Source organism: Laspinema palackyanum D2c, assembly GCF_025370875.1.
Lineage (GTDB): Bacteria > Cyanobacteriota > Cyanobacteriia > Cyanobacteriales > Laspinemataceae > Laspinema > Laspinema palackyanum.
In genome coordinates, this window is sequence record NZ_JAMXFD010000035.1 from 48,624 (window position 1) to 54,748 (window position 6,125).

Sequence of the window (6,125 nt, forward strand, 5' to 3'; positions counted from 1 at the left end):
CGACGGTTGTCGCTACACTGTAGCCCCTTGTTTCAGCGCAACCGCCCCGCGAATTCTTTCCAACACAAAGGATTTATCTAAATACGAGAGTAAATTCCCCGCTTTCGGACCACGGGATTTACCCATAAAGGATAAATAAAGCGCCGGAAACGCATTCCCCGGCTTCATCTCCAACCCTTTACTCGTCGAGAAGATAATCGTTTGTAAGGTTTCCCCATCCCAACTCTCTGCCGCTTCTAAATTCTTGGCTAACTCACCCAAATAAGTCACCTGTTCCTCAGTTAACTCTTGAACTTGTTGGGGAATGCTGTCAAAATAAAGCACCAGCTTTTCTTCTTCATCGGCATAATCATCCAGCCACTTTTGTGCTGACTCAATCCGCTGATGGAGAACTTCCCAATCTGCCTCGCTTAACGGTTGTTCGCAGCGTTTTTGGATTTCTTCCTTAATATCCAAATGAGGCACTTGCAGCAGGGAAATTAAGGTACTGAAATCAAAGGGTTGATAGGTTTTGACTTCATCGGTGAGTTGGGAATAAAACAGGGGTTGTAGTTCTTTATCCTGTTTGGGGTCTTCTCCACTTTCCGAGGTAACTCCTTGATATTTCTCGATTAAGGTGTCGTAATCCCGGAACAATCGGGTGGTGGTTTCATAATTTGGGGCGAAATTAATCACCGATTTGGGTTGGGTTCGCAGCATCAAGAAACGCAGCAGTTCCGGTGGCAGCAATTCGGCGATTTCTTTGGCAGCGGAACCGACTCCTTTGGAGGAACTCATTTTGGTCCCATTGACTAAAATAAACTCGTAGGGAGAATGGAAGGGGGGTTGTTTCTGGAGAACTTTGCGACAAATTGCGTTAGCAACATCGCGAGAACCGCCTTTTTGAGAATGGTCTTTTCCGGCGAGTTCGATGGTAACTCCTACGAGTTGCCATTTGGCAACCCATTCCACTTTCCAGGGGAGTTTACCGTTGCCGTCAAAGGGGGAAACCCAGCCGGAATGTCCGCATCCGTTGACATAGTTGGTGGCGTTAGGTTCGCAGGTGTAAAAGACTTCTTTGCCGTTGTAATCGGTGACAACCGTGGTGGCAATTTTTCCGCAGTTTTCGCAGATGACTTGGAAGGGATACCAGTTACTGGGGCGATCGGCTTTACTGACTTCTTTATAGGCTTCCCGAACCAGATGGGAATTTTGTAAGAAGGTATCAATGTAGGGGTTGAGTTGTCCGGTTCGATACAAGTCTCGCAGGTAATAAATCTCCGGTTTTACCCCTAAGTAATCAAAGACTTCTAGGAATTCCCCCATGAAATATTTGGCGTAATCTGTCGCATTATCATCAGGCGAGGGGACGTTACACAGAGGTTGACCCAAATAGGGAGCAAATTTTTCGCGATCGAGATAGCTAGGAACGGTATCAAGGGCGTCATAATCATCAACGCCATACATAAATTTTACGGGCTTACCGGCGTGTTTCAAGGCGCGATAAATGACATCATGGATGATCACACCCCGCAAGGAACCCACATGAACTCGACCCGAAGGGGTTTTTGAATCATTAACGATTTGTTCGCCTTGTGCACTTTCCGCAATTTTGTCAGCCCAAAACATAGCTCAAATTACAATATGAAAACCTTTCTAGTCTAGCATGAATGCACTCTAGGAAAAGAAAATTTTTTGGGGGTGTGGTTGTCGGGGTGAAATTTAGAGGCGATCGCCGAGTCAAATGCCTTCCCCTTCAGGATTCCTCGTACAAGGACCAGAAACCGGCTTTCTCTCCCACCGAACCCTGGCAACTGCCCTAAATTTGGTCAAGAAACCCGGTTTCTTATTCGGACTTAGCGGGGACCTGGACTAAAACCTGCGACTGACATATTCCTGAGTCGCCTGCTGTTTAGGATGGTGAAAAATGACTTCGGTTTTATCGTATTCCGATAAGTAGCCGATTTTTTCCCCGGTTGCCGTGGTTTTAATATTAAAAAAAGCGGTTAAATCTGAGATGCGGGAGGCTTGCTGCATATTATGAGTCACCACAACAATGGTATAAGAATGCTTCAGTTCATACAGCAGTTCATCAATACGGGCGGTGGAAATTGGATCGAGGGCCGAACAGGGTTCATCCATCAAAATAATATCCGGTTTGAGGGCTAAGGTTCGGGCAATGCACAAGCGTTGTTGTTGCCCTCCAGATAAGGTTAATGCACTGCGATACAGGTTATTTTTGACTTCATCCCATAAAAAGACTTGCCGCAGGGAATACTCGACACATTCATCGATATCACCTTGATAGCCGTTAATTCGCAATCCCAATGCGATGTTGTCATAGATTGATTTGGGAAAGGGATTGGGTTTTTGAAACACCATTCCGACTTGCCTGCGGAGTTCTACGGGGTTCAACTTGGAGACGTCGCGATCGCCCATGTAAATATTTCCCACTCTCCTAAAATTAGGGGAAAGTTCAGTGAGACGATTAAAACATCGGATCAGAGTCGTTTTACCGCAACCGGATGGGCCAATAATTGCCGTTATTTTATGGGCATAAATTTGGAGGTTGATATTTTCGAGGATTTGGCTTTTGTCAAAAAATACGGATAAATTTTGAATGGTCAAAATCGAGGAGAGATTGGGATATAAATAGTCAGATGTAAAATTCATAGGCTTAACTAGAGTTGGGGCACAGAGGGGAAAGACAGGAGAGGGTAAAGCGGGTTAAATTTTGCACTTTTCTCGAATCAAAACCCCGCAAATGTTGAGAATTAATAAAATGCTGACTAAGACCAAAATAGCGGCAGCCGCATTGTTATGAAAAGCGGTTTGAGGCCGCAAAATCCAGTTAAAAATTTGAAAGGGTAAGGCGGTAAATCGGCTATAAATTCCCTCCCAGGACAAGGGGGGTGCAAAGGAAACAAAGGATAATGCGCCCACGGCAATTAAAGGGGCGGTTTCACCGATCGCCCGAGTTAAGGCTAAAAGTGCGCCGGTTAAGGTGGCGGGAAAGGCTGCCGGTAAGACGATATGCCACAACACCTGAGCACGAGTCATACCCATAGCATAACCGGCTTGGTGTAAACCGTCCGGAATACTCCGTAAAGCAGACCGCGTGGTAACAATAAACATGGGTAAAATAATCACCGTGAGGGTGAGGGCGGCAGAGAGTAAACTCGGTCCACCAGTCACCGGGGCGAGGAGGCGCACAAATAATTCTAGCCCTAATAACCCATAGAGAATTGAGGGGACAGCGGTTAGGTTTGCAATATTAATTTCTAAAAACTGATTCAAGACTGTATTGGCACAATATTCTTCCAAATAAATGGCGGTTCCTAGGCCAATGGGTAAGGCAAAGAAGGCGGTTAATCCTAATAGCCATAAACTGCCCATGAGGGCGGGATAAATTCCCGCTTCTTGAGGGTTGCGGGAGGGAAAACTGGTGAGAAATTGCCAAGTTAAAAGGGGCAAACCTCGCCGAGAGGCATCCAGGAGTAAAAGGGCGACGATGCCTAGGGTGATGGGGATGGCGATCGCACTCAAAACACTAAAACAGCGGTCCAACACTTGACGACGGATCAAGGGGGTTTTAAACTCAGCAGTTGAACGGGTTTGTCCGCCCCCAAATCTCGAATTACTCCGGGGCAATTCTTCATCATAGAGGGGGTAAAATTTAGACCCTTCCTCGGCGGGTACAGTCGGAACGATCGCCTGCGTCATGGCAGATTGATGGCGACGCACTAACCAATACCCCAAGCTATTCAATCCCAGGGTAATTAAAAATAACACCATCCCCACGGTAAAAATCGTTTGAAAGGCTAAGGAATTAAAAGCAACGGTTCCTAAACTCACCTGAATAATAAAAGCGGTCATTGTCGCCACTGGAACCAAAGGATTGAGGGTGAGTTGAGGATTTTGTCCTGCTGCGATCGCCGAAATCATCGTTTCTCCCAACGCCCGAGAAGCCGCCAACATACAGGAGGCAATAATGCCCGGAAAAGCCATCGGTAAAACAATTTGAGTCAGCACTTCTTCCTTCGTCAACCCCAAGGTATAACCCGCCTCTCTCAGGGAGTGGGGAACACTTTTAATGGCATCTTCACTCAAAGAAGAAATAATCGGTACGATCGCCACTCCGGTGACTAACCCTGCACTTAAAGCATTAAATCTCGCCAGTCCAGGAATCAACTCCTGCAAGAGGGGAGTCACCACCAATAAAGCAAAATAGCCATAAACCACCGTCGGAATTCCCGATAATGCTTCCAACAGCGGTTTAACCGTTAACCGCAGGCGATCGCTGGCATATTCCGCTAAATAAATCGCAATTAACAATCCAATCGGGATCGCAAACAAACTGGCAATTCCCGTCACCATCAGGGTAGCACTGGCTAGGACTAAAATGCCGAAATTTTGACTGGGAAATAGTGGCGTCCACCGGGTATCGCTGAGAAAATTCCACAGGGGAACGGTTTGAAAAAATAAAACCGTTTCATAGAGAAAGACAGCGGCGATCGCCACAGAAATTGAAATCGGAATCCCCGCAATCAGGGCCAAAGTTAGCTGTAAACACCGTTCTACCCAGGTGAGTCGTCCTAGGTTTCGCTGCCAAGACTCTCCCTCCGGGAGTCGGGGTGGGAAGGGATGAAACTCCATAACATACCTGATTTATCGAATTAAGATGCGATCGCCCAATCGCTGAGGATATTCCTGGGGTTTTACCCCCTATCCATTGCGGTTAATTCTAGCTAACTTTTCTTCAATTTTCCAGGTTCAGCGCATCATACAGGCTGATATTCCAGGTTGAACCCGACTTAAAAACTGACCCAACTTGACGCTTTTGATAACGAGTTCTAACGACCCTCATCACCGATTCAGGTAGGGGAACATACCCCACATCTGCGATTAAATATTGATAGTCGGGATTCAGATGAAATTCCACAAACGCTTTCACATCCGGGCGGTCCGCCTGGGATTTGTTAATGTAGATAAATTCCGGACGAGAAAAAGGTTTATAGCTACTATCAGCAATCGTTTCCGGACTCGGGGCAATACAACCGTCACCGGAATCAATTTCCACTACTTTTAACTTATTTTGATTTTCCTGATAGTAAGCATAGCCAAAAAAGCCGAGAGCATCCGCATCCCCCGCTACACCTTGAACCAGGATATTATCATCTTCACTGGCAGTATAATCCCCGCGACTTTGTTGTTCTTGCCCCACCAAAGCAGCGGTAAAATAGTCGTGAGTCCCTGAATCCGTACCCGGACCAAACAACCGCAGCGGACGCTCGGGAAACGTCGAACGAATTTGGTTCCATGTGACAATTTTTCCTTCAGCGGCGGGTTCCCAAATCCGCTTAAGTTCTTCTACAGTTAGACATTGAACAAAGCTATTGGCAGGATTCACCACCACAGAAATCCCATCAAAGGCGATGGGAATTTCCAGGTACTCAATGGCATTTTTTTCGCATAATTCTCGTTCGGTTGCATCAATCGCCCGAGAGGCATTAGAAATATCGGTCTCTCCCTGACAAAATTTCTTAAACCCGCCGCCCGAACCGGAGATCCCAATCGTAACTCTCACCCCCGGATTTGCTTTCATAAATTCTTCGGCCATTGCCTCTGAGATGGGAAAAACCGTGCTGGAACCATCCACGCTCAAATGATTGATATCACCCCGTCCCCCTCGGTTATGGGCTGATGTTCCTGTCCCCCGACAAGCGCTAAGGGCAAGGGCAATCAGGAGGGTTAGGACTGCCGATTTCCTCAGAAATTTACCTGAGAATTGATGGCTCATAAGGTTTTTGTTTAAAGGGTAGGTTTTACCATAAAAATCTCGGTTTATGCTCTGGGTTATTTAATTTCATCCATTGGCTCTATTGAATTTATCATTTTTTTAATTAAAGACCACAGAGATTTTCTTTAATTATGGGTCATTTTAGGAATTTGATACTTTTTAAAATGGTAATATAAAATTTGTTGATTTTTTTTATATTTTAAGTTAAAATTGAGAAAACCTTCGGTAAAGAAGAGGTAAAGAAGTTAGACCGATGGGAAAGGAGTTTTGGTTCTCCCGTACTGGGTATGCTAAAACTTAAGTAAACATCCAATTTAATAGGCTTCTCAACCTAAAGTTTTCAAAC

At 45.7% G+C, this 6,125-nt stretch carries 4 protein-coding genes; all 4 read right to left on the reverse strand.

The window, feature by feature from the left end; translation table 11 throughout:
* Window positions 1-12 precede the first annotated feature (12 nt).
* The gene (lysS, locus tag NG795_RS25670) at window positions 13-1,608 is read right to left on the reverse strand and encodes a lysine--tRNA ligase (RefSeq protein WP_367291441.1); all 1,596 of its coding nucleotides are present in this window, start codon (window positions 1,606-1,608) and stop codon (window positions 13-15) included.
* Window positions 1,609-1,851: 243 nt separating this feature from the next.
* A complete protein-coding gene (gene pstB / locus NG795_RS25675; RefSeq protein ID WP_367291442.1) occupies window positions 1,852-2,652 on the reverse strand; it encodes a phosphate ABC transporter ATP-binding protein PstB in 801 nt (266 codons plus the stop codon).
* Between the two features lie 54 nt (window positions 2,653-2,706).
* Window positions 2,707-4,635: a phosphate ABC transporter permease PstA gene (gene pstA, locus NG795_RS25680; protein WP_367291443.1), complete on the reverse strand. Its 1,929-nt coding sequence runs from the start codon at window positions 4,633-4,635 to the stop codon at window positions 2,707-2,709.
* A 103-nt stretch (window positions 4,636-4,738) separates the two neighbouring features.
* On the reverse strand, window positions 4,739-5,779 hold the full coding sequence (locus NG795_RS25685; protein WP_367291444.1) for a PstS family phosphate ABC transporter substrate-binding protein: 1,041 nt from the start codon (window positions 5,777-5,779) through the stop codon (window positions 4,739-4,741).
* Between the last annotated feature and the right edge of the window lie 346 nt (window positions 5,780-6,125).

Bases quoted from the DNA above. Each gene is read 5' to 3' on its own strand.
- lysS (WP_367291441.1), bottom strand. From the start codon at position 1,608: ATGTTTTGGGCTGACAAAATTGCGGAAAGTGCACAAGGCGAACAAATC.
- pstB (WP_367291442.1), bottom strand. From the start codon at position 2,652: ATGAATTTTACATCTGACTATTTATATCCCAATCTCTCCTCGATTTTG.
- pstA (WP_367291443.1), bottom strand. From the start codon at position 4,635: ATGGAGTTTCATCCCTTCCCACCCCGACTCCCGGAGGGAGAGTCTTGG.
- NG795_RS25685 (WP_367291444.1), bottom strand. From the start codon at position 5,779: ATGAGCCATCAATTCTCAGGTAAATTTCTGAGGAAATCGGCAGTCCTA.